This window comes from Amycolatopsis acidiphila (assembly GCF_021391495.1).
In the GTDB taxonomy this organism is placed as follows: domain Bacteria; phylum Actinomycetota; class Actinomycetes; order Mycobacteriales; family Pseudonocardiaceae; genus Amycolatopsis_E; species Amycolatopsis_E acidiphila.
The window spans coordinates 6,491,312-6,516,786 of sequence record NZ_CP090063.1; the positions used below are offsets into that span (position 1 = coordinate 6,491,312).

Annotated in this window: 23 protein-coding genes and 1 riboswitch; of the genes, 15 read left to right on the forward strand and 8 right to left on the reverse strand. The window is 72.2% G+C overall.

What is annotated here, in order from left to right; translation table 11 throughout:
* Window positions 1-110: 110 nt before the first annotated feature.
* Both LWP59_RS31755 and LWP59_RS31760 read left to right on the forward strand, forming a co-directional pair.
* Complete coding sequence (locus LWP59_RS31755; RefSeq protein ID WP_144636675.1) at window positions 111-1,505, forward strand: Dyp-type peroxidase; 1,395 nt, start codon at window positions 111-113, stop codon at window positions 1,503-1,505.
* 88 nt (window positions 1,506-1,593) lie between these two features.
* Window positions 1,594-2,379, forward strand: a complete 786-nt coding sequence (locus LWP59_RS31760; protein ID WP_144636530.1) for a DeoR/GlpR family DNA-binding transcription regulator — start codon at window positions 1,594-1,596, stop codon at window positions 2,377-2,379.
* Window positions 2,380-2,397: 18 nt separating this feature from the next.
* On the opposite strand, the gene LWP59_RS31765 is transcribed toward LWP59_RS31760, so the two are convergent.
* Both LWP59_RS31765 and LWP59_RS31770 read right to left on the reverse strand, forming a co-directional pair.
* Window positions 2,398-3,879 carry a cobyric acid synthase gene (locus tag LWP59_RS31765; RefSeq protein WP_144636532.1) on the reverse strand — a complete coding sequence of 494 codons (1,482 nt, stop codon included), beginning with the start codon at window positions 3,877-3,879 and terminating at the stop codon, window positions 2,398-2,400.
* Window positions 3,876-4,769 (reverse strand): cobalamin biosynthesis protein, encoded by an 894-nt coding sequence (locus LWP59_RS31770; RefSeq protein WP_373299654.1) that lies wholly within the window; start codon window positions 4,767-4,769, stop codon window positions 3,876-3,878. The genes LWP59_RS31765 and LWP59_RS31770 overlap by 4 nt, the downstream gene beginning before the upstream one ends.
* Before the next feature lie 69 nt (window positions 4,770-4,838).
* On the opposite strand from LWP59_RS31770, the gene cobU reads away from it, so the two are divergent.
* From cobU to LWP59_RS31785, 3 genes are all read left to right on the forward strand, one after another.
* Complete coding sequence (gene cobU, locus LWP59_RS31775; protein WP_144636536.1) at window positions 4,839-5,459, forward strand: bifunctional adenosylcobinamide kinase/adenosylcobinamide-phosphate guanylyltransferase; 621 nt, start codon at window positions 4,839-4,841, stop codon at window positions 5,457-5,459.
* On the forward strand, window positions 5,456-6,469 hold the full coding sequence (cobT, locus tag LWP59_RS31780; RefSeq protein ID WP_144636538.1) for a nicotinate-nucleotide--dimethylbenzimidazole phosphoribosyltransferase: 1,014 nt from the start codon (window positions 5,456-5,458) through the stop codon (window positions 6,467-6,469). Before cobU ends, cobT begins: the two co-directional genes overlap by 4 nt.
* A 138-nt stretch (window positions 6,470-6,607) precedes the next feature.
* A complete protein-coding gene (locus LWP59_RS31785; protein WP_229857781.1) occupies window positions 6,608-7,339 on the forward strand; it encodes an adenosylcobinamide-GDP ribazoletransferase in 732 nt (243 codons plus the stop codon).
* Here the strand turns inward: LWP59_RS31785 and LWP59_RS31790 are convergent.
* Window positions 7,331-8,056 (reverse strand): FadR/GntR family transcriptional regulator, encoded by a 726-nt coding sequence (locus tag LWP59_RS31790; RefSeq protein ID WP_144636540.1) that lies wholly within the window; start codon window positions 8,054-8,056, stop codon window positions 7,331-7,333. The genes LWP59_RS31785 and LWP59_RS31790 overlap by 9 nt on opposite strands.
* Before the next feature lie 64 nt (window positions 8,057-8,120).
* Between LWP59_RS31790 and LWP59_RS31795 the strand changes: the two genes are divergently transcribed.
* On the forward strand, window positions 8,121-9,008 hold the full coding sequence (locus tag LWP59_RS31795) for a proline iminopeptidase-family hydrolase (protein WP_144636542.1): 888 nt from the start codon (window positions 8,121-8,123) through the stop codon (window positions 9,006-9,008).
* Window positions 9,005-10,399, forward strand: coding sequence for an APC family permease (locus LWP59_RS31800; protein WP_144636544.1), 1,395 nt, complete (start codon window positions 9,005-9,007; stop codon window positions 10,397-10,399). The genes LWP59_RS31795 and LWP59_RS31800 overlap by 4 nt, the downstream gene beginning before the upstream one ends.
* On the opposite strand, the gene cobC is transcribed toward LWP59_RS31800, so the two are convergent.
* The 4 genes from cobC to LWP59_RS31820 are packed head-to-tail and all read right to left on the reverse strand — an operon-like array spanning window position 10,350 to window position 15,247.
* Window positions 10,350-11,369, reverse strand: coding sequence for an Rv2231c family pyridoxal phosphate-dependent protein CobC (cobC, locus tag LWP59_RS31805; RefSeq protein WP_144636546.1), 1,020 nt, complete (start codon window positions 11,367-11,369; stop codon window positions 10,350-10,352). The two genes, LWP59_RS31800 and cobC, sit on opposite strands and share 50 nt — an antisense overlap.
* Window positions 11,362-12,690: a cobyrinate a,c-diamide synthase gene (locus tag LWP59_RS31810; RefSeq protein WP_144636548.1), complete on the reverse strand. Its 1,329-nt coding sequence runs from the start codon at window positions 12,688-12,690 to the stop codon at window positions 11,362-11,364. The genes cobC and LWP59_RS31810 overlap by 8 nt, the downstream gene beginning before the upstream one ends.
* On the reverse strand, window positions 12,684-13,298 hold the full coding sequence (gene cobO / locus LWP59_RS31815) for a cob(I)yrinic acid a,c-diamide adenosyltransferase (protein ID WP_144636550.1): 615 nt from the start codon (window positions 13,296-13,298) through the stop codon (window positions 12,684-12,686). Before cobO ends, LWP59_RS31810 begins: the two co-directional genes overlap by 7 nt.
* Entirely contained in the window at window positions 13,298-15,247 is a 1,950-nt protein-coding gene (locus LWP59_RS31820; RefSeq protein ID WP_144636552.1) for a putative cobaltochelatase, read from the reverse strand. The genes cobO and LWP59_RS31820 overlap by 1 nt, the downstream gene beginning before the upstream one ends.
* Window positions 15,248-15,331: 84 nt before the next feature.
* Window positions 15,332-15,397, reverse strand: a riboswitch (cobalamin riboswitch).
* Between the two features lie 42 nt (window positions 15,398-15,439).
* Between LWP59_RS31820 and cbiE the strand changes: the two genes are divergently transcribed.
* The 4 genes from cbiE to LWP59_RS31840 are packed head-to-tail and all read left to right on the forward strand — an operon-like array spanning window position 15,440 to window position 18,063.
* The gene (cbiE, locus tag LWP59_RS31825) at window positions 15,440-16,609 is read left to right on the forward strand and encodes a precorrin-6y C5,15-methyltransferase (decarboxylating) subunit CbiE (RefSeq protein ID WP_229857780.1); all 1,170 of its coding nucleotides are present in this window, start codon (window positions 15,440-15,442) and stop codon (window positions 16,607-16,609) included.
* The gene (cobM, locus tag LWP59_RS31830) at window positions 16,606-17,352 is read left to right on the forward strand and encodes a precorrin-4 C(11)-methyltransferase (protein ID WP_144636679.1); all 747 of its coding nucleotides are present in this window, start codon (window positions 16,606-16,608) and stop codon (window positions 17,350-17,352) included. Before cbiE ends, cobM begins: the two co-directional genes overlap by 4 nt.
* Window positions 17,353-17,384: 32 nt before the next feature.
* Complete coding sequence (locus tag LWP59_RS31835) at window positions 17,385-17,666, forward strand: type II toxin-antitoxin system Phd/YefM family antitoxin (protein ID WP_144636554.1); 282 nt, start codon at window positions 17,385-17,387, stop codon at window positions 17,664-17,666.
* Complete coding sequence (locus tag LWP59_RS31840; RefSeq protein WP_144636557.1) at window positions 17,659-18,063, forward strand: type II toxin-antitoxin system VapC family toxin; 405 nt, start codon at window positions 17,659-17,661, stop codon at window positions 18,061-18,063. Before LWP59_RS31835 ends, LWP59_RS31840 begins: the two co-directional genes overlap by 8 nt.
* Here the strand turns inward: LWP59_RS31840 and LWP59_RS31845 are convergent.
* Window positions 18,060-19,100 carry a cobalt-precorrin-5B (C(1))-methyltransferase gene (locus LWP59_RS31845; protein WP_144636558.1) on the reverse strand — a complete coding sequence of 347 codons (1,041 nt, stop codon included), beginning with the start codon at window positions 19,098-19,100 and terminating at the stop codon, window positions 18,060-18,062. The genes LWP59_RS31840 and LWP59_RS31845 overlap by 4 nt on opposite strands.
* Before the next feature lie 11 nt (window positions 19,101-19,111).
* Between LWP59_RS31845 and LWP59_RS31850 the strand changes: the two genes are divergently transcribed.
* The 4 genes from LWP59_RS31850 to LWP59_RS31865 all read left to right on the forward strand — a co-directional run bounded on the left by LWP59_RS31850 (window position 19,112) and on the right by LWP59_RS31865 (window position 25,246).
* Window positions 19,112-19,861, forward strand: a complete 750-nt coding sequence (locus LWP59_RS31850) for a cobalt-precorrin-6A reductase (protein ID WP_144636560.1) — start codon at window positions 19,112-19,114, stop codon at window positions 19,859-19,861.
* Window positions 19,858-20,538, forward strand: a complete 681-nt coding sequence (gene bluB / locus LWP59_RS31855; RefSeq protein ID WP_144636562.1) for a 5,6-dimethylbenzimidazole synthase — start codon at window positions 19,858-19,860, stop codon at window positions 20,536-20,538. The genes LWP59_RS31850 and bluB overlap by 4 nt, the downstream gene beginning before the upstream one ends.
* An 18-nt stretch (window positions 20,539-20,556) precedes the next feature.
* Window positions 20,557-23,775: an arabinosyltransferase domain-containing protein gene (locus tag LWP59_RS31860; protein ID WP_373299629.1), complete on the forward strand. Its 3,219-nt coding sequence runs from the start codon at window positions 20,557-20,559 to the stop codon at window positions 23,773-23,775.
* A 97-nt stretch (window positions 23,776-23,872) separates the two neighbouring features.
* Window positions 23,873-25,246, forward strand: a complete 1,374-nt coding sequence (locus tag LWP59_RS31865) for an alkaline phosphatase PhoX (RefSeq protein WP_144636564.1) — start codon at window positions 23,873-23,875, stop codon at window positions 25,244-25,246.
* The last annotated feature ends 229 nt before the right edge of the window (window positions 25,247-25,475 follow it).

The following is a 25,475-nucleotide window of genomic DNA, read 5'->3' on the forward strand; positions in this document are numbered from 1 at the left end:
GTGAGGCGGCCAAATTACGCCATTCGAGTGAACCTCCAGCACGAACGCATCTGCGGGGGCGCGCTTCGCCACTTAGAGGCGCAAGCAGGTTCATCGAGGAGGGGGCTCTCATGGCCGTTGACCTGTCCACCCCGCTGTCGTGGCGGGCCGCCACCGGCGACGCCGCCACGATGCTGGACGAGTTGCAGCCGAACATCGTGAAGGCACACGTGCGCGATCACCTGTCCGTGTTGTTCCTGGGCTTCGGCGACGCAGCCGAGGCGAAGGCGTTCCTCAAGGCGCTCGCCGGGCTGATGAAGTCGGCGAAGACCCACCTCCAAGAGATCGAGGCGTTCAAGGCGAGCACCGGTGGCGGGACGACGTACGTGGGCCTGGGGCTGACCGCGACGGGGTACGGGAAGCTGGGGATCGCTGCCACGCCTGGGGATCCGTCCTTCCAGGGCGGTGCGAAGAAGGCCGCCGAGAACCTGGTCGACCCGCCGGTCAGCGGCTGGGAGCCGCCGTACCAGGAGCCGATCGACGCGGTGGTGCTGATCGGCGACGCGAACGCGGCCGCCACGCGGGCGAAGCGGGCCGAGGTGCTGGCGCTACTGCCGCGGTCGGTGACCGTGCTGGGCGAGGAGACCGGGCGCGGGCTCGCGAACGAGAACGGCGACGGCATCGAGCATTTCGGATACGTCGACGGGCGCAGTCAGCCGCTTTTCCTCACCGAGGACGTGGAAACCGAGCGGGACACCACCGACGGAATCAATGAATGGGATCCCTCGACACCGCTGGCGCAGATCCTGGTCCCCGATTCCGCGGCGCCGGACCCGAACGTGCACTTCGGCAGCTACTTCGTTTTCCGGAAACTGGAACAGAATGTGCAGCTGTTCAAGCAGGCGGAACAGGATCTGGCCGAAGAACTGACGCTGAAGGGCGAGGACGCGGAACGCGCGGGCGCGATGCTCGTCGGCCGTTTCGAGGACGGTACCCCGCTCGTCGTGCAGAGCGCGGCCGGTTCGCATCATCCGGTGGAGAACGATTTCAGCTACGACAGCGACAAGCTCGGGCAGAAATGCCCCTTCCAGGCACACATCCGCAAGACGAACCCGCGGGGCTCGGGCGGCGCCGAACCCCCGGAACGCGAGCGGCTGCACCTGATGGCCCGGCGGGGCCAGACCTACGGCCGGCGGCTGGACGATCCCAGCGCCGACCTGCCGCCGGTGGTCCGCCCGACGAAGGACGTCGGACTGCTGTTCATGGCCTTCAACAGCGACCTGGCCAACCAGTTCGAGTTCACCCAGCGTCTGTGGGCGAACAACCCCGGCTTCCCCGTCACCCCGGACGGTTCGCGGCCCGGGCTCGACCCTGTCATCGGACAGGGCCAGCGGCCCGGCTCGAACTATTCGCGGGACTGGGGCCGGAACGGAGCGCAGCCGGTCGACGCGATCCCGCAGGCGGTCACGCTCAAGGGCGGCGAATACTTCTTCATGCCGTCGCTTGCCTTCCTGCGGAGTTTGTGAGTAAACGGCCAACCCGCCGGGCGATCCCCGGCGGGTTTCCCCGATCAGTCGATTTTCGTTCCGCCGGGAAAGCGGGTAGTAGTTAGGCGTGGATCGACACGAACGCCTGAACACGCTGCTGGAAATGGTCGGGCAGCGCACCAGGATTGACGTCGAAGAAACCGCGAGAGAACTTCAGGTCTCTCCCGCGACGATTCGGCGCGACCTCGACCACCTCGCGGGTCGACAATTGCTGACCCGCACTCGGGGCGGCGCCGTCACGAGCAATGTCGCCTACGATCTGCCGTTACGGCACAAAACGGCCAGCCACGCTCAGGAAAAGCAGCGGATAGGCGCGGCGGCGGCGCGGCTCGTGCAGCGCGGGATGATCGTCGGGGTCAGTGGCGGCACCACCGCGACGGAGGTCAGCCGCGCGCTGGCCACCCGCCCGGAGTTCAACGAGGGCGACGGCACGCCGGCGCTGACGGTGGTCACGAACGCACTCAACATCGCGCACGAGCTGGCGGTCCGGCAAAGCATCAAGATCGTGACCACCGGTGGCGTGGCGCGGACGCGGTCATTCGAGCTGACCGGGCCACTCGCGGCGCTGGTGCTGCAGGAGATCAGCCTCGACCTCGCGTTCATCGGGGTGGACGCGATCGACGTGGTGCGCGGCCTCTACGCCCACCACGAGGCGGAGGCGAGCGTCAACCGGCTGTTCGGATCCCGGGCGCAGGAGGTCGTGGCGGTCGCGGACAGCTCGAAGCTCGGCGGGTTCGCGTTCGCCCGGATCTGCGGGCCGCTGGACATCCACGTGCTGGTCACCGACAGCGGCGCCGACCCGGACCACGTGGCGGCGTTCGAGCGCAACGGGGTGCGCGTCGTGGTGGCGTGACCCCGGGGCGGTGGCACTTCAGCGGTCGGGGTGGGCCGGCTCCCCATTGGCCCGTGTCACCCCGGACTCGATGAGCCGCATGAGCGCCCGCGTGTCCAGATGCTCCTCGACGGCGTCCGCCAGGCGGTCCAGCATCGACTCCCGCAGGGCCGCGAAGCCGGGCGCACCTGGGCTCGGCGACCACGCCACCCCCGCCTGGGCCGCCGCTTCCGCCAGCCACGCGCGGCGGAACCCGTCGTTGTCGAGCGTCCCGTGCCAGGTCGTGCCCCAGACCGGGCCGGCACGCCACCCGTCGAGGAACGGTTCGGCCTCCCCCTGGGCGACGGCGCTGCCGTGATGGATCTCGTACGCCTCGACCTCGTGCCCCCGCCACGCCCCGACCGGCCGTCCGAGCACCTTCTCCGGTGAGAACGAAACGGTCGTCGGCAGCAGGCCGAGACCACGCACCGCTCCCGCACCGGACTCGACGTCGTCCCGGATCTCGCGCGCCAGCATCTGGTACCCACCACAGATCCCGAGCACCGGACGGCCCTCGCCGACGCGCCGTGAAAGCGCTTCCGCCAAGCCGCGGGACCGCAGCCAGCCCAGGTCGTCCACCGTCGCCCGGCTTCCCGGCAGGACGACGATGTCACTGGTGCGCACCACATCCGGTTCGGCCGTCAACTGCACCGTGACACCGGGTTCGGCCGCGAGAGCGTCCACATCGGTCGCATTCGACGCCCGCGGAAACCGGACCACGGCGACCTTCAGCGTTCCGCCGCGCTGTTCGCGGGTCCACCCGGCCGCGGCGAGCGCGTCCTCGGAGTCGATCCACACGCCGTCGAGCCACGGCAACACGCCCAGCACGGGCCGCCCGGTCAGCTCCTCGATGCGGTCGAGGCCCGGGCGCAGCAGACCCACGTCGCCGCGGAACTTGTTGACGATCCAGCCCGCGATCAGCGCCTGGTCTTCCTTGTCCAGCAACGCTTGCGTGCCGTACATCGCGGCCAGCACCCCGCCGCGATCGATGTCCCCGACGACGAGCACGGGCAGGTCGAACCGCCGCGCCAGCCCCATGTTCACGTAGTCGCCCGCGCGCAGGTTGATCTCCGCCGGGCTGCCCGCCCCTTCGCAGACGACCACGTCGAACCGCGTCCGCAGCTCGGCGAACGTGTCGAACGCGATCCGCGCGAGGCCCGCGCGACCGGTCGCGTACTCGCCCGCCTCGAGCGTCCCGAACGGCTTGCCCAGCGCGATCACGTGACTGCGGTGATCGCTGCCCGGCTTGAGCAGCACCGGGTTCATCGCGGCTTCCGGCTCGACACCGGCCGCGCGCGCCTGAAGCCATTGTGCACGCCCGATTTCGGCCCCGTCGGCACACACCATCGAGTTGTTGGACATGTTCTGCGCCTTGAACGGCGCGACCCGCACGCCCTGGCGGGCGAGCCACCGGCACACCCCCGCGGTCACCAGGCTCTTGCCCGCGTCGGAGGTCGTCCCGGCGATGAGCAGCCCGTTCATCGCGCCACCGCCGCGGCGAGCGCAGCCAGGCCGACGGCCTGGGACAACCTCACCGAGCGCCGCAGGTCGCCCGCCCCCGGCGCGGGCCCGTCGCCGAGCGTGCCGCGGTCCTCGGCGCGGCCGCCGTAGCTGTTCACGCCGCCGAGCCGGACGTCGAGTGCGCCCGCGAAAGCCGACTCGACCTGGCCGGCGTTGGGGCTGGGATGACGCGAACCGTCACGCCGCCACACCCGCCACGCCCGGCCCGGGCGGCCGCCGGCCAGCGGCGCGCAGCAAATCGCGGCGAGCGCGCCGAGCCGTGCGGGGAGCAGGTTGGCCAGGTCGTCGGCGCGGGCGGAGGCCCAGCCGAAACGTTCGTAGCGGGGCGAGTGGTGGCCGACCATCGCGTCGAGCGTGTTGAGCGCGCGGTAGCCCAGCAGGCCCGGGAGACCCGCGACCGCGCCCCAGAACAGTGGCGCGACGACGGCGTCGGAGGTGTTCTCGGCGATGGATTCGGTGGCGGCGCGGGCGAGCTCCTTGCTGTCGAGGTTCGTCGCGTCACGGCCGCACAGGTGCGACAGCCGTCGACGGGCGGCGGGCACGTCGTCCGCGTCGAGCAGCTCCGCCATCGCCGTCCCCTCACGCGCGAGCCCGCGGCCGCCGAGGACCGTCCAGGTGGCGAGCGCCGTGACCGCGAACCGGGCCGGCGGCCGGCGCCGGGTCGCGACCTGCGCGACCGCGCCCAGGCCGGCGGCCACGCCGGCGCAGGCCGCCGTGTACGCCGCGCCACGGGGCCGCGAGTCGGCCCAGACGCGGCGCTCCAGCGCGCCCGCCGCGCGCCCGAACAGGGCGACCGGGTGGCCGCGGCGAGGGTCGCCGAGCGCCCTGTCCAGGGCGTACCCGGCGACCATGCCCAGCCTGGTCGACGATCTTGCACACACCACGCACGCGACGGTAGCGCTTGCACGAGAATGCCGGGTATGACCAAGCTGACCCAGCGGCTCGCCGGCTCCCTCGAGGTCGCGGCCCGGCTGCTCCGCCGGTACGGGAGCGACCACGGCAAGGTGCTCGTCCTCGGCGGCGTGCGGTCGGGCAAGTCCCGGCACGCCGAACGGCTGATGAACCGGCATCCGGAGGTCGTCTACGTGGCGCCCGGCTACCCGGCGAGCGAGGACGACCCCGAGTGGGCCGCCCGGATCGCCCAGCACCAGGCCCGCCGCCCCGCGAACTGGCGCACGGTGGAGACCACGGACCTGGCGGCGACGGTGCGCAAGGCCTCCCGCCCGCTGCTCATCGACTGCCTCGGCACCTGGGTCAGCCGGGTGCTGGGCGAGGTCGGCGCCTGGGAGCAGACCGCGGGCTGGGAGCTGCGCCTGGACGAGCGGCTGGAGGACTTCCTCGCCGCCTGGGTGAGCGCGCACGTACCCATCGTGGCGGTCAGCAACGAGGTCGGCATGGGTGTGGTACCCGCGACGGTGTCCGGACGGCTCTTTCGTGATGTGCTGGGGGCACTGAACAACCGCGTCGCCGCGGATTCGGACAGCGTCCAGCTCGTGGTGGCCGGGCGCGTCCTGCGCTTGACCGAAAGGGCTCTCCTGTGATCGACGTTCCGCTTCCCGACCCCCGTGCCCACGCCGACGCGCTCGCCCGCCTCGACGGCCTGGTGAAGCCGGTGGGCGCGCTGGGCAGGCTGGAGGAGCTGGCCGCGTGGCTCAGCGCCGCGCACGGCACGGTGCCGCCCCGGCCGCTGGAGAACGTGCGCGTGGTCGTGTTCGCCGGAGACCACGGCGTCTCCGCGACGTCGGCATACCCGCGTGAGATCACCGCGGCGATGGTGCGGGTGTTCCTGGCGGGCAAGAGCGGGGTGAACGTGCTGGCGCGGCAGGTCGGCGCGCAGGTCCGGGTGCTGGACATCGCGGTGGACGACGACCTCGCCGACGTGCCGGCGGAGGTGCGCGAGCACAAGATCCGGCGCGGCTCCGGCTCGATCGATGTCGAGGACGCGCTGGCGCCGGGCGAGGCCGCGCGCGCCTTCGAGGCCGGGCGCGCGGTGGCCGACGCGGAGATCGCCTCGGGTGCGGACCTGCTGATCCCCGGCGACATGGGCATCGGCAACACCGCGGTCGCGGCCGCGCTGGTGGCCGCCGTGCTGGGCCTGCCCGCGGACGACGTCGTCGGCACGGGCACGGGTCTGGACGAGGCCGGGCGGGCGCGCAAGGTCGAGGTGGTCGCGAAGGCGCTGGCGCGCCCGCGAGGGTCGGGTCCGTTCGAGCTGCTGACAGCGCTGGGCAGCGCCTGCGCCGCGGCGACGGCCGGCTTCCTGGTGCAGGGCGCGGTCCGCGGTGTGCCGGTGTTGCTGGACGGCGTGTTCTCCGGGGCGGCAGCGCTGGTGGCGCGGGAGATCGCGCCGGACGCGGTGCGCTGGTGGCTGGCCGGGCACCGGTCGACGGAGCCGTCGCAAGCGTTTGCGCTCAAGGCGCTGGGGCTGTCCCCGGTCCTCGACCTGGGCCTGCGGCTCGGCGAGGGCAGCGGCGCGGTGCAGGCGGTGCCCACACTCCGCGCGGCGCAGGCGATCATCGCCGAGATGGGCCTGCTGGCCGACCTCGCGTGAGGCGCGGCGGGTGGAGTGCCGGTGACCACCGCGCGGGTGCACCCGTGCGTGCGGCGCGGCCGCGATGGCCGAGTGGGATCCCCGCCACGGCGCCGGGCCGGTGGCCGGGGCGCATCCCGTCATCCGGAGGTGACCACCATGCGTGACGCGTTGCGGATGGCGTTCGGGACGTTGACCGCCTTGCCGGTGCCGCCGCCGGGGAGGATCGACCGGCGGGTGGCCGGCGGGGCGATGCTGCTCGCGCCCCTCGCCGCGGTGCCGCTCGCCGCGGTGGCCGGACTCGTCGTCTACGGCGGCAAGGCGCTCGGCCTGCCCGCGCTCGCCGTCGCCGCGGTGGCGCTCGGCGCGGTGGCGCTCGGCAGCCGCGGGCTGCACCTCGACGGGCTCGCCGACACCGCCGACGGGCTCGGCGCCTCCTACGACCGCGGGCGCGCTCTGGAGATCATGCGCCGCGGCGACTCCGGGCCCACCGGGGTCGCCACGCTCGTCCTGGTGTTGATCGTCCAATGTGGAGCACTCGCCGGTGGTGGGGTCGCGACGGCGGTCATCGGCGTGCTCACCGGCCGCTGCGTGCTCTCGCTCTGCTGCGCGCGCGGCGTGCCGTCCGCACGCCCCGAAGGGCTGGGCGCCACCGTCGCCGGATCAGTGCCGATTCCCTTGGCGGCACTGGTTTTCGTGCTCGCCGCCGCGGCCTCGGCCGCCGCCCCGGGAATGGCGTGGTGGCGCGGCCCGGTAGCCGTCGCCGCGGGCTATGCCGTTGCCGGGCTGCTGCTGCGGCGCTGCACCCGGCGGCTCGGCGGCATCACCGGCGACGTGCTCGGCGCCTGCGTCGAAGCCGCCACCGCCGCCGCGCTGCTCGCCTCAGCCTGACGCCTTGTCGACCGCGTGCCGCAGCGCGTGCTCGGTGATCCGGAAGTGCTCCCCGGCGATCTGCGCCGCGGTGTCCGGGTCGCTGCCGGTGATCGCCTCGACCAGCGCGCGGTGCTGCGGCAGCGCCATCTCCCGCAGCGCGGGCGTGAACGGTTCATGGCTGATGCCCAGGCTCACCTGCGCCAGCAGCTGCCGGCTCAGGTCGGCGAGCAGCGGGTTGTGCGCGGCGGCGGCGACGCCGCGGTGCAGCTCGACGTCCGCCGACCGCGCGGTGACCCCGTCCGCCGCCTCCTCGTACCGCTTCAGCGCGCCCATGATCGCCGCGTCGTCCTCGAGGGTGTGCCGCTCGGCCGCGGTGCGCGCCACGAGCGACTCGATCAGCCGCCGCAGGTCGAACAGCTCCTCGAGCTGGTCCCAGTCCTTGCCGAGCAGGTCGCGCACGACCCCGGCCGTCCGCTCGCCCCAGTCCTGCCGCACGAACGACCCGCCGGTGCGCCCGCGCCGGATCTCGACGTAGCCGGCCTCCCGCAGGTCGGCGAGCGCGGCCCGGACGGTGACCCGGCTGACCGCGAGCATGTCGGCGAGGTCCCGTTCGGCGGGCAGCCGCTCGCCCGCCGAGTAGTCGCCGACGGCGATCGCGGCGATCAGCCGGTCCGCCACGGCCTTGGCCGCCGACACTGGCTGCACGGGTGTCGACAACTCGCGGTCTTCAGTCACCTGCTCATCGTAAATTCCCTCTTAAAGGTATCCTACCTGTACCTTTGGCCGGTACCCTTCGCCCATGAGCCCCCTGTCCACCGGCTTCGCCCCGTTCCGCCAGTACCGCACCTGGTACCGGGTCACCGGCGAGCTCGGCCGCGGCGTGCCGCTGATCGTCCTGCACGGCGGCCCCGGCTGCACGCACAACTACGTCCTCAGCCTCGCCGACCTCGCCGACGGCACCCGCGCCGTCGTCCACTACGACCAGCTCGGCTGCGGTGGGTCCACGCGCCTGCCGGACGCCGATCCGGGCTTCTGGACCGTCGAGCTGTTCCTCGCCGAGCTGGACAACCTGCTCGAGCACCTCGGCATCGCCGGTTCCTACGACGTGCTCGGCCAGTCGTGGGGCGGGATGCTCGCCGCCGAGCACGCGGTGCGCAGGCCCGCCGGGCTGCGCAAGCTGGTGATCGCCGACTCGCCCGCGTCGATGCACGACTGGAGCGTCGCCGCCGGGAAGCTGCGGGCCGAACTCCCCGCAGAGGTCAGGGAAGCCCTCGACCGCCACGAAGCCACCGGGGACTACGCCAACCCCGAGTACAAGGCGGCCTCGGACGTCTTCTACGCCCGGCACGTCTGCCGGATCCTGCCGAACCCGCCGGAGGTCCGGCGCACGCTCGAGGCGATGGAAGAGGACCCGACCGTCTACAACGCGATGAACGGGCCCAACGAGTTCCACGTCATCGGCTCGCTCAGGGACTGGACCGTCGTCGACCGGCTGCCCGCGATCGAGGTGCCGACGCTGGTGCTCAACGGCCGCTACGACGAGGCCACCGACGACTGCGTCCGGCCCTATGTGGATCAGATCGCCGGCGCGCGTCATGTTCGCTTCGAAAATTCCTCACACATGCCGCACGTGGAAGAGCGAGCAACCTACCTGGCGACCGTCCGCGCCTTCCTGGAGGAAGCATGAGCAGTCCCGACCTCAGCAGGTTCGGCTACGAGCAGGAGCTCCGCCGGACGATGACACTGCGCGACCTCGTCGTCTACGGCATGGTCTTCATGGTGCCGATCGCGCCGTTCTCGATCTTCGGCTCGGTGTTCAACGGCTCGTCCGGCATGGTGCCGCTCACCTACATCATCGGCTGGGTCGCGATGGTCTTCACCGCGATCAGCTACCGCGAGATGTCGCGCGCGTTCCCGATCGCGGGTTCGGTCTACGCGTACGCGGGCCGCGGGCTCAACCCGTCGGCCGGTTTCCTCGCCGGCTGGGCGATCCTGCTCGACTACCTCCTGGTGCCGACCCTGCTGTACGTCGTGGGCGCGCAGGCGATGGCCAACGTCGTGCCCGACGTGCCGCAGTGGGCGTGGATCGTGCTCTTCGTGCTGCTGAACACGATCATCAACCTGCGCGGCGTGGAGACCACGGCGACGGCGAACAAGGTGTTCCTGTACGCGCAGCTGCTCGTGCTGGTGGTCTTCGTGGTGCTCGCCGTGATCGGCATCAGCCGCGGCGACGGCGGCTCGCACTGGTCCGGCACGCCGTTCTTCAACTCGGCCGAGTTCTCGCCGTCGCTGGTGTTCGGCGCGTTGTCGATCGCGGTGCTGTCCTTCCTCGGCTTCGACGCGATCTCGACGATGTCCGAGGAGGTCAAGGGCGGCTCGCGGGTGATCGGCCGGGCGACCCTGATCACGCTGAGCCTGGTCGCGGTGCTGTTCATCGTCCAGACCTACCTCGCCGCGCTGCTGGTGCCGGGCAAGACGCAGTTCGACACCGACGACGCGGCCAACAACGCCTTCTACGACATCTCGAACCTGATCGGCGGGCGGGTGTTCGAGATCGTGATCGCACTCGCGGTGGCGATCGGCGCGGCGATCGCGAACTCGCTCGTGGCACAGGCCGCGACCTCGCGGCTGCTGTTCTCCATGGCACGCGACGGCCAGCTGCCGCGGTTCCTGCGCGACGTGCACCCGGTGCGCCGGGTGCCGCAGAAGGCGATCCTGCTGGTGGCGGGGATCAGCCTGGTGCTGGGCCTGTTCCTGGTAGGGCAGATCGCCCTGCTGTCGTCGCTGGTCAACTTCGGCGCGCTGTTCTCGTTCCTGGTACTGCACGTCTCCGTGGTGTCGCATTACCTGTTCCGCCGGCGCGACCGTCGCTTCGGGCTGCACCTGATCGTGCCGGTCATCGGGTTCGTGATCATCGGCTACGTACTGGTGAACGCCGACATCCACGCGAAGGTCGGCGGCCTGGTGTGGCTCGCGGTCGGCGTCGCGGTACTGGTGTTCTTCAAGGTCACCGGCCGCTCGGCGAAGCTCACCCTGGAAGAAGGGACGCCAGCGTCCGAAGAAAGCCCGTCGTCGTAGCCTCGTCCCGCACGGCGAGGCGCAGGTGGTCGCCGTCCAGCCCGGGAAACGTGTCGCCCCGGCGGACGGCGTACCCGGCTTCCCGCAACCGCAGGCGAAGCCGTTGCGCACCAGGGATTTTGACGAGCACGAACGGTGCCCGCGGCGTGCCGGGCACGGCCACCCCCAGCTCCCGCAACCCGGCGACGAGCCGTTCGCGGTCGCGTTCGGCGAGGACGGCGAGCTTGTCGGCCTCGTCGAGCGCGGCCGGCCGGCAGCAGGCGACGACCGCGCGCGCGGCGGGCGTCGACACCGACCACGGCGGTTGCACCGCTTGCAGCCGCCGCACGATGCCGGGTTCCGCCAGCAGGTAACCCGCCCGCAGTCCCGCGATGCCCCAGGTCTTGGTCAGGCTGCGGATCACGACGAGGCCTGGAAGCGCTTTCCCCGCCAGCGACTCCGGCTCGCCCGGTACCGCGTCGAGGAAGGCCTCGTCGACGACCAGGACGCGGCCCGGCCGCAGCAACGCCTCCAGCGTCGCGGCGGGATGCAGCACGGACGTCGGGTTCGTGGGGTTGCCGACGAACACGAGGTCGGCGTCGTCCGGCACCAGCGATGGGTCGAGGACGTAGTCGGGCTGCAGGACCACGCGTCGGGGCTCGTGCCCCGCCGCACGCAACGCGGCCTCCGGCTCGGTGAACTGCGGGTGCACCACGACGGCGTCACGACCGCGGAAAGCCGTTGCCAGCAAGGTGAACGCCTCCGCCGCACCGGCCGTCACGAGAACTTCGCCGGGCTGCCTGCCGTGCCTGGCCGCGACCGCTTCGGTGGCCTCCGTCGCGTCCGGGTAGGCCGCGAGTTCGGCGAGGCTCTCGGCCAGTTCGCGGCGCAGCCATTCAGGCGGCTCGGGCAGTCGCACGTTGACGGCGAGGTCGATCAGGCCCGCGCCCACCTCGCGGTCACCGTGATGGTGCAGGTCATAGTCACTCATGCGCGTGCACCGCGGCCGCGAAGCGCCGTGCCGGCCCGGGGTGCCCCGCCCAGTGGACGTGCAGGTAGGACGCGTGCAGGGTCGCCGTGGCGAACCCCTCGCCTTGCCCGTCCCACTCCCAGGCCGGCGTTTTCCCCTGCCGCGGACGGACTTCCGTGCGGTGGAACTCGTGCCCGGTGACCCGGCTGCCGGCCTCGCCGAGCAGGTGCGCCGACGGCGCGACCGCCTTGCGGTAGCCGAGCGACCCGCGTTTCGTCATGTGTGCCTCGGCGTCGAGCGCGCCCACCATCGGCTGGCCGTCGAGCTCCCGGCACAGGTACAGCAGCCCGGCGCACTCGGCGACCACCGGCATTCCACTGTGGACAGCACTGGCGATCTCCTCGCGCAGCGGGAGGTTCGCGGACAGCTCCTCGACGTGCACCTCGGGGAAGCCGCCGCCGAAGTAGAGTCCGGCGCACTCGTCCGGAAGTGTCTTGTCGCGCAACGGGTCCAGGTCCACCACGTCGATCCCGTGCGCGGCCAGCAGCTCGACGGTCTCGGTATAGCGGAAGGTGAACGCCTGCCCGGCCGCCGCCGCGACGACCTTGCGGGGGCCGTCCCAGGAAGCCGCGGGCGACCAGGGGGTGCCGGACAGCCGTGGCGCCCGCCGCGCCACCCGGACGACCGCGTCGAGGTCGACCCCCCGCCCGATCCACTCGGCCAGTTTCGGCAGCAGCCGCTGGGAGTCCGTGGCCCGTTCCGCGGCGGGGACGAGTCCGAGATGCCTGCTCGGCGCGTGGATGTCCTCGCTGCGGCGCAACGCGCCCAGCACCGGGATCCCGGTCGGCACGAGCGCCGCGCGGATCTCGTCCTCGTGCCGCTGCGAGCCGAGCTTGTTGAGGATCACCCCGGCCAGCTCCAGCCGCGGGTCGTACTTCGCGAAGCCCAGCACCGTCGCGGCGACACTGCGACTCGCGGCACTCGCGTCGACGACGAGCACCACCGGCGCGTCGAGCAGCCGCGCGACGTGCGCTGTCGAGGCGAAGCCCTCGGTGCCCAGCGCACCGTCGAACAGGCCCATCACGCCTTCGATGACCGCCAGCTCGCCCGCACCGTGCAGGAGCAGCGGGACGAGGAGGTCTTCGCTCTGCAGAAAGGGATCCAGGTTGCGCGGCGGCCTGCCGGTGGCGAGTGCGTGGTAGCTCGGGTCGATGAAGTCGGGGCCCACCTTGTGCCCGGAGACGTCCAGCCCGCGGGCCCGCAGCGCGGCCATCAGCCCGGCCGCGACCGTCGTCTTGCCGTGTCCCGAGCCCGGTGCCGCGATGACGACACGGGCTACCATTCGATCCCTCGCTGGCCCTTTTGCCCGGCGTCCATCGGGTGCTTGACCTTCGTCATCTCCACGACGAGGTCGGCGGCCTCGATCAGCGCGGGTGGCGCGTCCCGGCCGGTGATGACGACGTGCTGGCGCCCTGGCCGGTCGCGGATGGCGGCGACCACCTCGTCCACGTCGATCCAGCCCCACTTCAGGGGATAGGTGAACTCGTCGAGCACGTAGAAGTCGTGGCGTTCGTCGGCGAGGCGGCGCCGGATCTCCGCCCAGCCCTCCCGCGCGTTCGCCGCGTGGTCCTCCTCGGTACCGGCCTTGCGCGACCAGCTCCAGCCCTCGCCCATCTTGTGCCACTCGACGGGACCGCCCTGCCCGGTCTGGTCGTGCAGCTCGCCGAGGGCGCGGAAAGCGCTCTCTTCGCCCACCCGCCACTTCGCCGACTTGACGAACTGGAACACGCCGATGGACCAGCCCTGGTTCCAGGCGCGCAGCGCCATCCCGAAGGCGGCGGTGGACTTGCCCTTCATCGCACCGGTGTGCACGGCGAAGATCGGGCGGTTGCGGCGCTGGCGCGTGGTGAGCCCGTCCGCCGGGACTGCCTCCGGTTTGCCCTGTGGCATCAGGCAGCCCTCCCTAGCCGTGACTTCACCGCACCCGCAAGGGAATCCGCCGCGACCTCGCCCAGCGGCACGTGCTCGCCGCCGAGGTGCTCGGCCAGCTCGGCAGCCAGACCGAGCCGCATCCGCCCGGTCTCGCAGTCCATCACGACCGACGTGACCTCGGTGAGCAGTCCGGCCGCGGCCTGGGACCGGCGCACCGCGTCCGGACCGCTCGTGGCCCGGCCGTCGGTCACCACGACGAGCAGCGGCCGCCGCCGCGGGTCCCGCAGCTGTTCGATCCGCAGCACCCTGGCCGCTTCGAGCAGCCCCTCGGCGAGCGGTGTCCGGCCGCCGGTCGGTAGTGCGTCGAGACGGGTGGCGGCGGCCTCGACGCTGATCGTCGGCGGCAGCGCCAGCTCGGCCGCACCGGCGCGGAACGTGACCAGCCCGACCTTGTCGCGGCGCTGGTAGGCGTCCAGCAGCAGCGACAGCACCGCTGCCTTCACCTCCCGCATCCGCGCTTTCGCGCCCATCGAGCCGGACGCGTCCACGCAGAACAGCACCAGGTTGCCCTCGTTGCCTTCGCGCCGGGCGTACCGCAGATCTCCCTTGCGCAGCACCAGTCCCGGCCCGGACCGGCCGCGACCGGACTGGTGCGGCGCCGCGGCCTGCAGCGTCGCCACCAGATGCGGCTTTCCGGCACGCACGCTCGGTGGCTGCACGCCGACGGTCCGGCCCGACTCGGTGACCGCCCTCGACCGGCGGCCGCGCTCGCCTTCGCCGACCCCCGCGACCCGGAACACCCGCGCGCGGAACGGCGTGCCCGCGCCGGTCCGCTGCTCGCCCGGCTCGCCGGCCCCACCGGCGGGTTGCTCGCCGCCGTCGCCCGCCTCCCCCGAGGACGGCTCGGACGGCGCGTCCGAACCCGAGCCCGGGCCGTCGTCGTCCGGCTCGGGCGGCTCCGGCGGTTCGGCGTCGCGCAGGGCCTGCTCCAGCTGCTCTTCGTCGATGCCCGGCGCGTCGAAGGGGTTGCGGCGGCGGCGGTGTGGCAACGCCAGCCGCGCGGCGACCCGGATGTCCTCGGTGGACACTTCGGCGCGGCCGGACCAGGCCGCGTGCGCGACGGCCGTGCGTGCGGTGACGATGTCCGCCCGCATCCCGTCCACGTCGAAGGACGCGCACACCTCGGCGATCTGCCGCAGCGCGTCGTCGGCCAGCCCGACCGACGGCAGAAGTTGTTGCGCCGCCTCGATTTCGGCCGCCAGCGCCGCGTCCTCGGAGTCGTACTTCGAGGCGAACGCGTCGGGGTCCGCCTCGTAGGCGAGGCGGCGGCGGACGACCTCGGCCCGCTGCTCCGGATCCCGGCTGGAGGCGACCTCGACGGTGAGCCCGAACCGGTCGAGCAGCTGCGGCCGCAGCTCGCCCTCCTCCGGGTTCATCGTGCCGATCAGCACGAACCGCGCCGCGTGCGACACCGAGACGCCTTCGCGCTCGACGGTCGCGCGGCCCATCGCCGCGGCGTCGAGCAGGGTGTCGACGAGGTGGTCGTGCAGCAGGTTCACCTCGTCCACGTACAGCAGCCCGCGATGGGCCGCGGCGAGCAGACCGGGCTGGTAGTCGGTGACGCCTTCGGCGAGCGCGCGCTCGAGGTTCAGCGAGCCGATGACCCGGTCCTCGGCCGCGCCGACCGGCAGCTCGACCAGCCGCGCCGGCCTGCGGATCGCGGGGCCGGCGTGCGGGCCGTCGGGGCAGGCGGGGTCGGGACGGGCCGGGTCGCAGGAGAAGCGGCAGCCCTCGACGACCTCCACCTCGGGCAGCAGCCCGGCGAGCGCGCGGACCATCGTGGACTTCGCGGTGCCCTTCTCGCCGCGGACGAGGACGCCGCCGATCGCGGGCGAGATCGCGGAGAGCACGAGTGCCAGCCGGAGATCCTGCATACCGACGACGGCGGTGAAGGGATACGGCCGCATGCGACTCCTCGGCTTCAGAGCGGGTGTCCACGCCCACTGGATCTGGCCACGCGCCCCGGCAGGGGTCACGCAACGGGCGCCGAAGCTCTGGCTGCCGATCCGCGAGGACCGGTCACAGTGGCGGGACCGCCCCGGATTCGCACCGGGTTCCACGACGACCGTCCCCGGCATCATCGCATACGGTTCGGGATCGTGACGATTGTCGTTGTGGGCGTCGGCGCCGACGGCTGGGCCGGACTCGGCGAACCGGCCAGAGCCGAGCTGACCAGCTGTGACGTGCTGTTCGGCAGTGCGCGGCAGCTGGCGCTCATCCCACTGGGGACGCCGAAGAAGACGTGGCCGAGCCCACTGCTGCCCGCGCTCGGCGAGCTGTTGGCGGGGCACGAGGGCAACCGCTTCGGCGTCCTCGCGAGCGGTGATCCGCTGTTGTCGGGCATCGGCACGACGCTGATGAAGCGGTTCGGCGACGTGCGGATCGTGCCGGCGGTGTCCTCGGTCACACTCGCCCGCGCGCGGCTCGGCTGGGCCGCCGAGGAGACCGAGGTGGTGAGCGTCGTCGGCCGGAACGTGCACCGGGTGGCCCGCGTGCTGACGCCGGGCGCGCGGCTGCTGGTGCTCAGCTCAGACGCGTCGAGCCCGGCCGTGATCGCGGAACTGCTGACGGCGCACGGCTTCGGTGACAGCGCGCTGACCGTGTTCGAGCAGCTCGGTTCGCCCGCCGAGCGCCGGGTCGAAGGTGTCGCGCGGACGTGGTCGGCGGAGGTCGATCCGCTCAACATCGTGGCGATCGAATGCGTGGGCGGTCCCGGGCTGGCCACGGTGCCGGGCCTGCCGGACGACGCGTTCGAGCACGACGGCCAGCTCACCAAGCGGGACCTGCGCGCGCTCGCCCTCGCGCGGCTCGCGCCGTTGCCCGGCCGGTTGCTGTGGGACGTCGGCGCGGGCGCGGGCAGCGTCGCGATCGAGTGGTCGCGGGCGCATCCGTCCAACCGCGCGATCGCCGTGGAACGCGACGCCGAGCGGGTCGCGCGCATCGGCCGCAACGCGGAACGCCTTGGGGTGCCTGATCTTCGCGTGGTCAGGGGTGCCGCGCCGGAGGCGCTGGACGGCCTTCCCGCACCGGACGCGGTGTTCCTCGGCGGCGGGCTGTCGGCGTGGCGCCGCTGCTTCGACGCGCTCGCGCCCGGCGGCCGGCTCGTCGCACACGCCGTCACCCTCGAATCGGAACAGGCGCTCGCACAGGCCTACCGGGAATGCGGCGGCGACCTCACCCGCGTCGCTCTCGAACACGCGGCCCCGCTCGGCGGGTTCACCGGCTGGACGCCGGCCCGCACCGTCACCCAATGGAGCATCAGCAGATGACCGTGCACTTCATCGGCGCCGGCCCGGGCGCCGCCGACCTGATCACCGTGCGGGGGCGCGACCTGCTCGCGCGCTGCCAGGTGTGTCTGTACCCGGGCAGCCTCACCCCGCCCGACCTGCTCGAACACTGCCCGCCGGGGGCGCGGTTCGTCGACACGGCGGAGCTGAACCTGGACCAGATCACCGCGGAGCTCGTCGCGGCCCACGAGGCGGGGCACGACGTGGCGCGGCTGTGCTCGGGCGACCCGTCGATCTACAGCGCGGTGGCGGAGCAGATGCGCCGGCTGGACGCGGCGGGCGTGCCCTACGCCGTGGTGCCGGGCGTCCCGGCGTTCGCGGCGGCGGCCGCCGTACTGGGGCGGGAGCTGACCGTGCCGACGGTCGGGCAGAGCCTGGTGATCACGCGCGTCCAGGCCCGCTCGACGGCCATGCCCGCGGGCGAGACCCTGGCCGCGTTCGCCGCGACGGGCACGACGCTGGCCGTGCACCTGGCGATCAACCGGGTGGAGCAGGTGGTCGAGGAGCTGCTGCCGCACTACGGCGCCGGCTGCCCGACGGCCGTCGTGGCACGCGCGAGCCAGCCGGCGGAGCAGGTCCTGCGCGGGCCACTGGGTGACCTGGCGATGCGGGTCCGCGCCGCGGGCATCACCCGCGCGGCGGTGATCTTCGTGGGCCCCGTCCTGGCGGCGGAGGTATTCCCGGACAGCTTCCTCTACTCGGCGGCGCGGGAGCGACAGGTGTAGCCCCGTGTGACACGCCGGGCTACACTGGGCTCGTGGACGACGTGATCAGCCAGCGGGAGCTGCGCAACAACTCGGCTGCTGTGATGGATGCCGTCGAGAACGGCGAGACCTTCCGCATCACGCGCAACGGGGTCGAGGTGGCCGAACTGCGTCCGATCACCCGCCGACGCAAGCTGTCCGCGGAGGAACTCGTGACACGCCACCGACGACTGGCGCACGTCGACGCTGCGGCGATGCGGGCGGACGCGGATGCCTTCTTCGGCACCGAAGACCGGGTCGGCGAAGACGATCCATGGAGCAGGCCCCGTGGCTGACCCGACCGAGTCCGGCGTGCTGGACACCTGCGCCTACCTCGATCTCCCTCGGCTGAAGCCCGAGGATCTGCCCCGGGTCCCGGAGCTGACCTCGATCACGCTCGCGGAGCTGCACCAGGGTGCGGCCTTCGCGCAGGACAACGCCGTCCGTGCGGCGCGGACCGAACAGCTGGGCGCCGCACTGGCCGAGTTCGACCCCCTGCCGTTCGGCGACGAAGCCGCCGCGCGCTACGGCTCCCTGGTCGCCCTCACACTCGCCGCCGGCCGGAACCCCCGGCCTCGCCGAATGGACCTGCTGATCGCGGCGATCGCCTCCGCCCGCGGTCTTCCGCTCTACACGCGCAACGCGAACGACTTCAAGGGCCTCGAAAGCCTGCTGACCGTCGTCCCGGTCTAAGCCCGCCCCACGACGTTGCCCGCGCGGTCGATCACCACGACGTCCACCTCGATCGGGGCGGGGCGCAGGACCTCGACCGCCGTCGCGAGGGCGCGGGACGCCACCAGGTCGCCCAGCGGGATGCCCGCCGCCTGGGCGAGTTCCAGCGCGTGCAGGGCCGTGTTCGCCGAGCGGATCTCCTCGGCTATCGGCGGGGCCAGTGACGCGAGCAGCCGCAGGTCGACCTGTGACCGCTTCGAGTGCAGGTCCAGGTGCCCCGCCGCGAGCTTCGAGAACTTCGCGAACCCGCCGGCGAGCGTCAGCCGCGGCACCGGATGCCGCCGCAGGTACTTCAGCACCGCGCCCGCGAAGTCCCCCATGTCCAGCAACGCGACTTCGGGCAGCCCGTACAACGAAGCCACCACCCGCTCGGACGTGCTCCCCGTCGCCCCCGCCACGTGCTGGTAGCCCATCGCCCTGGCCACGTCCACGCCCCGGCGGATGCTGTCGATCCACGCCGAGCAGGAGTACGGCACCACGACACCTGTCGTGCCGAGGACCGACAGGCCGCCGAGGATGCCCAATCGCGGGTTCCACGTCTGGCGCGCCAGCTCCTCCCCGTCGGGGATCGAGATCTCGACCACCACGTCGCCGGTCCCGCCGCACGAAGCGGCCACCCGCTCGACCGCGTCGGTCATCAGCCGCCGCGGCACGGGGTTGATCGCCGGTTCGCCCACGGCCAGTGGCAACCCGGGCAACGTCACGGTGCCGACGCCTTCGCCCGCCCGGAACGTCACCCCGCTGCCCGGCTCCCCGTGGGACACCGTCGAGAGGATCAGCGCGCCGTGCGTGACGTCGGGGTCGTCGCCCGCGTCCTTGATCACGCCCGCCGTCGCGGAGTCCGCGGCGAGCGTCTCCGTCGCGAGCGCGAACGTCGGCCGCCGGTCCTTGGGCAGCCGCACCTCGACCGGATCGGGGAACTCACCGGTGAGCAGCGCGGTGTACGCGGCGGTCGTCGCCGCGGTCGCGCACGCCCCGGTCGTCCACCCGTACCGCATGAACAGGGAGTATGGCTGGTGTGCAGACCGTTCTCGTCCTCGGAGGCACCGCGGAGGCCCGTGCGCTGGCCGCCGAGCTCACCGAACGCGGTATTCGTGTCGTCTCGTCCCTCGCGGGCCGCGTCGCGAACCCACGCCTGCCGGTCGGCGAAGTACGCGTCGGCGGCTTCGGCGGACCCGACGGCCTCGCCCGCTACCTCACCGAGAACGACATCGCCGCAGTGGTGGACGCCACGCATCCCTTCGCCGAACGGATCGGCGCGTCTGCCGCGAAAGGGACTTCCACGGCGAAAGTGCCGCTGCTGCGCTTGCAGCGGAAAGGCTGGCAGGCCGGCCCCGGCGACGACTGGCACTGGGTCGGCACACTCGAAGAAGCAGCGACGAAGATCACACAACTCGGCGAGCGCATCTTCCTGACCAGCGGCCGCCAGGGGCTCGCCGCCTTCGCGCACTGCACCCGGCAGTGGTTCCTCGCCCGCTGCGTGGATCCGCCGGAACCGCCGCTCCCGCCCAGGATCGAGGTCCTCCTCGACCGCGGCCCCTACGACGTCGCAGGCGAGACCGGGCTCCTGCGCGAGCACCGGATCGACGTGCTCGTCACCAAGGACAGCGGCGGCGGCATGACCGCCGCGAAACTGGTCGCCGCACGCGAACTCGGCATACCGGTCGTCGTCGTGCGCCGTCCCGCGCGACCTGTCACCCGGACGGTCGAGGACGTGGCCGCCGCCGCGGACTGGGTGTCGGCGATGCTGAAGGCATGACGCAAGCCTTCTACGACGTCCTGCTGCGCCGCCGTGACGTGCGCGCGGAGTTCACCGGCGAGCCGATCCCGGACGACGTCCTGGCCCGGGTGCTGGAAGCCGCGCACGCCGCGCCCAGCGTCGGTCTCACCCAGCCGTGGGATTTCGTGCTCGTGTCCGGCACCGCGACCCGGGCCGCGTTCCGGGAGCACGTGCTGACCGAAAGAGCGGTGTTCGCGCAAAGCCTCCCCGAGGGCCGGAACGCGACGTTCGACCGGATCAAGATCGAAGGGATCCTCGAGTCGAGCCTTGGCATCGTGGTCACCTACGACCCGGCGCGCGGCGCGCCCGACGTGCTCGGCAGGCATGCGATCGCCGACGCCGGGCTGTACTCGGTGTGCCTGGCCATCCAGAACCTCTGGCTCGCCGCGACCGCGGAAAACCTGGGCGTGGGCTGGGTGAGCTTCTACCGCGAGGAGTTCCTGAGCGAACTGCTCGGCATCCCGGCGGGCATCCGCCCGGTCGCCTGGCTGTGCGTGGGACCGGTCAGCCGATTGCACGAAACGCCGGATTTGGAGCGGCACGGCTGGCGCCGGCGCCGCCCGGTGGCGGCCGCAACCCATCTCGAACGCTTCGGCGAACAGGGCGGCGTGCATAATTCTTGCCCGACAGAACCCGAAGAAACCTCGACTCAGTAGGGCGATAGCGTTCGTTCAATGTGGATGGCCAGCAGGACGCCGACAGCCACCTCCGAAGAGGTGACCGATCCGGAGCAGCCACGCCCGGACACCACACCCGCCGCCGGGTCCGCCACGGTGCTGTGGCGCTGGCTGTCGGTCGTGCTCGGGCTGTTCGCCGCCCTCTGCGCGATCGCGTACCCGTTCATGCCGGTCACGCAGGACACCGCGCAGATCACCTGGCCGGTCGGCAGCGACACCCGGCCGGTCAACGCTCCGCTCACCGGGTACTGGGCGCAGGACATGCAGGTCGACCTGCCGTGCGCGACCATCCAGGAGATCAACGGGCGGCTGCCGGGCGGCGCGCTGCTGTTCTCCACGGTGCCGGGCGCGCGCACCGGGAACGGCGCGGGCGTGTTCCTGCGGGTCGAGAAGGGCGTGCTGACGGCGTTCAACCGCGGCGAGCAGGTCGCCCGGCAGCCGTTGCCCGCCACCGGCTGCGACGTCCGGTTCAGCTCCACCGCCACGCACACCACGCTCAAGATCGGCGGCACCTCGGTCTACGACTCCGGCGGTGACGTCCGCCCGCGCGTCGTCGGGATCTACACCGACATCACCTCGGCCAAGGACCCCATCGCCGGGCTGAACGTGGCGATCACCCCGGACACCCGCTACCAGTCCTCGCCGACCGGCCTGAAGGTCGGCATCGGCGTGTTCGGCGTGCTCTCGCTCATCGGCTGCCTGATCGCGGTGAACCGGCTCGACCGCGGCGGCGCCCGCCGCGCGCCCCGCTGGGCGCCGATCGGCTGGTGGAAGCTCACGCCGCGGGACTTCACGGTCATCGGCGTGCTCGGGGCCTGGGTGTTCATCGGGCCGGTGACCTCCGACGACGGCTACATCCTGACCATGGCCAGAGTCGCCGACCAGGTCGGCTACCTGACCAACTACCAGCGCTGGTTCGGCGTCGCCGAGGCGCCGTTCGGCTGGAACGACCACATCTACGAGCTGATGTCGACGGTCTCCACGGTGCCGCCGTGGATCCGGCTCCCGTCGTTCCTGATCGCCGTCATCTGCTGGCTGCTGATCAGCCGCGAGGTCATGCCCCGGCTGGGCAACCAGGTCCGCCAGAGCCCGGCCGCGAGCTGGGCGGCGGCCATGGTGTTCCTGGTGTGGTGGCTGCCGTTCAACAACGGCGTGCGCCCCGAGCCGTGGGCCGCGCTGGGCTCGCTGCTCGCGCTCTGCGCGGTCGAGCGGACGCTGGTCACCCGGCGCCTGCTGCCGCTGTGCCTCGGCCTACTGGCCGCCGCGTTCGCCCTCGCCGCGACCCCGACCGCGCTGATCGCCGTGGCGCCGTTCCTGGTCGCCGCGCGCCCGCTGTTCCAGATGCTGCGCACCAGGGCCCGCGAGGCGGGCTGGGCGTCGGTGCTCGCGCCGATCGCGGGCGCCGGGTTCATCGTGCTCGTCGTCGTGTTCGCCGACCAGACCTTCGCCACCGTGCTGGAGGCGACCCGGCTGCGCGGCAACGTCGGCCCCAACGAGCCCTGGTACAACGAGCTGTCCCGGTACGAGCTGCTGTTCGCCAACAGCGCCGACGGGTCGATGACGCGCCGGTTCCCGGTGCTGCTGCTCATGCTGTGCACCGGCGCCTGCCTGGTCGTGCTGCTGCGCCGCGGCCGGATCCAGGGCGCCGCGCTCGGCCCGAGCCGCAGGCTCATCGGCACCACCGCGCTGTTCTTCCTGCTGCTGGCGCTGACCCCGACCAAGTGGACGCACCACTTCGGCGCGTTCGCCGCGGTGGGCTCGGCGATGGCCGCGCTGACCGCGCTCGCGACCAGTTCGACCGTGCTGCGGTCCAAGCGCAACCGGGCGGCGTTCCTCGCCGGGCTGCTGGTGGTGGCCGCGCTCGCCGCGACGGGACCGAACGCGTACTGGTTCGTCTCGGGCCTCGGCGTGCCGTGGTTCGACAAGGCGCCGTCCATCCACGGCTTCCACCTGTCCACCCTGCTGCTGCTCGCCGCGGCCGTCGCGGCGGTGATCGCGTTCGTGGAGAACGTGAAGGCGCAGCGGCCGGGCCTGTTGCCGCCGCCGACCCATGAACGAAGGCTGCGTGCGCTGAAGCTCGGCTCGATGTCGCTCGTCGTGGTCTGCGGCATGGTGGTGGCGTTCGAGTTCGCCAGCATGGGCAAGGCGATCCAGAAGCAGTGGGACAGCTACAGCCTGGGCGCGGCGAACGTCGAGCACCTGTTCACCACCAGCTGCAACCTGTCCGACCACGTGATGGTCGAGCAGGACCCCGTCTCCAGCGTGCTCAAGCCCGTCGCGGCGCAGACCGTGCCGCCCCAGCGGCAGCAGACCAACTCCGGGCTCCCGCCCACCGACGAGGACAACGGCAAGACCCAGGCCGGTTTCCACTCCACCGCGCAGGGCAGCGACGACCCCTTGAGCGGGCCGCCGCACGGGTTCACCACGAGCACGGTCCCGATGTGGAGCAGCTACCACGAGAACCCGGGCACGCCGACCGGCCGCCTGCGCACCGACTGGTACGCGCTGCCGGACAACCACGCCAACGCGCAGGTGGCCGTCGCGGTCGCGGCGAAGTCGGGCAAGGCGACGAGCGTGTCGCTGGAGTTCGGCACCGAGACCCCCGAGGGCGTCAAGATCGTCAAGTCCGAGCAGGTGCTCGCGCCGGGCGTGGGCACCACCTCGGGCTCGGGTTCCAGCAGCGACACCGGCAAGTGGGCCGACGACCGCGTCCAGATCGGGGACCTGCCCAAGGACGTGACGCTGGTCCGCGTGGCCGCGAAGGACGACGACGTGACCGAGGACGGCTGGGTCGCGGTCAGCGCCCCGCGCGTCCCGACGTTCACCTCGCTCACCCAGCGCGTCGGCAACGCCCCGGTGTACATGGACTGGCCTGCCGCGTTCGTCTACCCGTGCATGAACCCGGTGGTCTCGCACGACGGGATCTCCGAGGTGCCGCAGTACCGCATCACCGCCGGCACCCTGGCGCCGGAGGCGGACTGGGCGAACAACGTGGGCGGCGGGCCGAACGGCTGGCTCGAGGAGGTCGCCAGCGAGCCGGAGGTGCCGAGCTACCTGGAGGGCGACCCCGGGCAGTCGTGGGGTCAGCTGATGCAGATCGAGCCGTACACCGAGGGCACGACGCCGCATGTCGAGCACGGTCAGAAGACCGTGTGGGGCTGGTGGTCACCCGGCCCCGGGCCGCAGCAGCCGAACGGGTCCACGCCCACTCGCTGACAACCGTTCGTCCACTGTTGGGCTGAATGTCCCGTCCTGGTCTCCGTGGCCGGTTTGGCTCTCCTGGTCGCGTTTTACCGGACCAGGGAGGTCGGACATGGCTCTCACCCGACGGGATCTGCTGCGCACGGGCGCGCTGGGGATCGTGGTCGCCGGCAGTGTGGAGGCGATAGCCGCGCCTGTCGCTGCCGCCCAGACCCGGCGCCCGGCGGGCTACGGTGCCCTCGTGGACGACCCGGCAGGCCTGCTCGCGCTGCCGAAGGGGTTCTCCTACCGGGTGGTCGCGCAGGCGGGGGTCACGACGCTGGAAAGCGGTCAGCCGACGCCCAGCGACGCCGACGGGACGGCGTGCTTCCGTGACGGGCGCGGGTTCGTGCTGGTGAACAACCACGAGATCGGGGGCGGCGAGCCCTATGGGGTGCCGGCACTGCCGGGGCTCAGCTACGACCCGGGCGCCGCGGGCGGGACCACGAACATCCTCGTCGACCACTCGGGCAAGCGGCTGCGCGAGTACGTGAGCCTCGCCGGTACGCACAACAACTGCGCGGGCGGGCACACGCCGTGGAACACCTGGCTGACGTGTGAGGAGACCGAGCAGCGCGCGGGCGGGGTGTTCCAGCAGGACCACGGTTACGTGTTCGAGGTGGACCCGTTCGACCGGGCGGCGAACCGGAACCCGGTCGCGCTGAGGTTCCTGGGCCGCTACTCGCACGAGGCCGTCGCGGTGGACCCGGACGACTCGACGATCTACCTCACCGAGGACGCGAGCGGGCCCAACGGCCTGTACTTCCGCTGGACGCCGCCGCGCGGTTTCCGCGGGCGGAAGGGCGCGCTGCGGCACCTGCAGCTGACCGAGGGCGACAACGCCGGACGGTTGCAGGCGATGAGCTGTTTCAAGGGTGGCAGGCAGATCGCGGACCTGTCGGAGGCCACCCAGCCGGGCACGAGGTACCGGGTCAAGTGGGTCGACGTGCCCGACCGGCAGGCCGCGGAGGTCTCGGTGCGCAGCCAGTTCGCGCCGGGCGAGGTCACGCACAGCCGGAAGCTCGAAGGGGCGTACTGGGGTGACGGCGGGGCGTACTTCGTGGCCAGCTACGCCCGCGCGGACGACGGCAGTGTGCACGAGCACGACGGGCAGGTGTGGTTCTACGACCCGCGGTCGGAGACGGTGGAGCTGAAGACGATCTTCGGCGTGAACCCGGACCCCGACGCGGACACCAACTACGACGGCCCGGACAACATCACGGTTTCCCCGTACGGCGGGCTGATCCTGGCCGAGGACGGGGAGGGCCTGTCACACCTGGTGGGCGTGACCGATCGCGGCCAGGCGTACCCGATGGCGCGCAACGAGCTGAACAACAGCGAGTTCACGGGCCCGACGTTCAGCCACGACGGGCGTTTCCTGTTCGCGAACATCCAGACGCCGGGGTACGTCTTCGCGATCACCGGGCCGTGGGAGGAATGCCGGTAGTCGGGGGGTCGGACTCGACCACCTGCATGAGGTGAGGCAGGGGCTTTTCCTGGCTCATCTTCGAGCCTGCCCGTCCGGCGAGGACTCTCTTGATCTTTTCCCCCTGCGCGCAGCGCGGGGGCGCGCTGCGCGGGGGGTCGCGGGTGGCTGGGAACGCCCGTCCCACCCCGATCGCGGAGTGTTCAGGACGCGGGGATCGGGGTTAGGGAGCGGGCTGGGCGCGGGCATT

Bases quoted from the DNA above. Each gene is read 5' to 3' on its own strand.
- LWP59_RS31845 (WP_144636558.1), bottom strand. From the start codon at position 19,100: ATGCGGTACGGGTGGACGACCGGGGCGTGCGCGACCGCGGCGACGACC.
- cobC (WP_144636546.1), bottom strand. From the start codon at position 11,369: ATGAGTGACTATGACCTGCACCATCACGGTGACCGCGAGGTGGGCGCG.
- LWP59_RS31850 (WP_144636560.1), top strand. From the start codon at position 19,112: ATGGCTGGTGTGCAGACCGTTCTCGTCCTCGGAGGCACCGCGGAGGCC.
- cobM (WP_144636679.1), top strand. From the start codon at position 16,606: ATGACCGTGCACTTCATCGGCGCCGGCCCGGGCGCCGCCGACCTGATC.
- LWP59_RS31770 (WP_373299654.1), bottom strand. From the start codon at position 4,769: ATGGTCGCCGGGTACGCCCTGGACAGGGCGCTCGGCGACCCTCGCCGC.
- LWP59_RS31785 (WP_229857781.1), top strand. From the start codon at position 6,608: ATGCGTGACGCGTTGCGGATGGCGTTCGGGACGTTGACCGCCTTGCCG.
- LWP59_RS31865 (WP_144636564.1), top strand. From the start codon at position 23,873: ATGGCTCTCACCCGACGGGATCTGCTGCGCACGGGCGCGCTGGGGATC.
- LWP59_RS31860 (WP_373299629.1), top strand. From the start codon at position 20,557: ATGTGGATGGCCAGCAGGACGCCGACAGCCACCTCCGAAGAGGTGACC.
- LWP59_RS31810 (WP_144636548.1), bottom strand. From the start codon at position 12,690: ATGGTAGCCCGTGTCGTCATCGCGGCACCGGGCTCGGGACACGGCAAG.
- LWP59_RS31795 (WP_144636542.1), top strand. From the start codon at position 8,121: ATGAGCCCCCTGTCCACCGGCTTCGCCCCGTTCCGCCAGTACCGCACC.
- LWP59_RS31765 (WP_144636532.1), bottom strand. From the start codon at position 3,879: ATGAACGGGCTGCTCATCGCCGGGACGACCTCCGACGCGGGCAAGAGC.
- cobU (WP_144636536.1), top strand. From the start codon at position 4,839: ATGACCAAGCTGACCCAGCGGCTCGCCGGCTCCCTCGAGGTCGCGGCC.
- LWP59_RS31755 (WP_144636675.1), top strand. From the start codon at position 111: ATGGCCGTTGACCTGTCCACCCCGCTGTCGTGGCGGGCCGCCACCGGC.
- cobO (WP_144636550.1), bottom strand. From the start codon at position 13,298: ATGCCACAGGGCAAACCGGAGGCAGTCCCGGCGGACGGGCTCACCACG.
- LWP59_RS31820 (WP_144636552.1), bottom strand. From the start codon at position 15,247: ATGCGGCCGTATCCCTTCACCGCCGTCGTCGGTATGCAGGATCTCCGG.
- LWP59_RS31800 (WP_144636544.1), top strand. From the start codon at position 9,005: ATGAGCAGTCCCGACCTCAGCAGGTTCGGCTACGAGCAGGAGCTCCGC.
- bluB (WP_144636562.1), top strand. From the start codon at position 19,858: ATGACGCAAGCCTTCTACGACGTCCTGCTGCGCCGCCGTGACGTGCGC.